3 tRNA genes and 1 rRNA gene are annotated in these 572 nt (G+C 48.1%); all 4 read right to left on the bottom strand.

Going from position 1 to position 572, the window contains the following annotated elements:
- Positions 1-2: 2 nt before the first annotated feature.
- The 4 genes from JCM9157_RS23095 to rrf all read right to left on the bottom strand — a co-directional run bounded on the left by JCM9157_RS23095 (position 3) and on the right by rrf (position 451).
- A tRNA-Gln gene (locus JCM9157_RS23095) sits at positions 3-77 on the bottom strand.
- A 21-nt stretch (positions 78-98) separates the two neighbouring features.
- Positions 99-191, bottom strand: a tRNA-Ser gene (locus JCM9157_RS23090).
- Positions 192-213: 22 nt separating this feature from the next.
- Positions 214-289 (bottom strand) — tRNA-Ala (locus JCM9157_RS23085).
- Between the two features lie 46 nt (positions 290-335).
- Positions 336-451, bottom strand: a 5S ribosomal RNA gene (gene rrf, locus JCM9157_RS23080).
- Between the last annotated feature and the right edge of the window lie 121 nt (positions 452-572).

The following is a 572-nucleotide window of genomic DNA, read 5'->3' as shown; positions in this document are numbered from 1 at the left end:
GCTGGCTGGGCTAGCAGGATTCGAACCTACGCATGACGGAATCAAAATCCGTTGCCTTACCGCTTGGCGATAGCCCAAAAATAAATTTATCATAAAAATGGCGGAGGAAGAGGGATTCGAACCCCCGCGCGGTTTAACCCGCCTGTCGGTTTTCAAGACCGATCCCTTCAGCCGGACTTGGGTATTCCTCCATTTTTAGCAATATGATATGTATGGTGGAGCCTAGCGGGATCGAACCGCTGACCTCCTGCGTGCAAGGCAGGCGCTCTCCCAGCTGAGCTAAGGCCCCGAATCAGTAAAAAAATAAGGCTAACTAACTAGCCTTATTTTTAATTGCCTGGCAACGTCCTACTCTCACAGGGGGAAGCCCCCAACTACCATCGGCGCAAAAGAGCTTAACGACCGTGTTCGGCATGGGAACGGGTGTGACCTCTTCGCTATCGCCACCAGACATTGGTATTTTAATAAAAATACCTGAGAAGATTCTCTCAAAACTAGATAATGCATTATAGAAACTATCAAGAATGTTATTGGATAAGTCCTCGACCGATTAGTATCTGTCAGCTCCACGT

The sequence above is a fragment of the Halalkalibacter akibai JCM 9157 genome (assembly GCF_000513135.1).
GTDB lineage: Bacteria > Bacillota > Bacilli > Bacillales > Bacillaceae_D > Halalkalibacter > Halalkalibacter akibai.
This window is presented reverse-complemented; position numbering and strand designations above follow the sequence as displayed.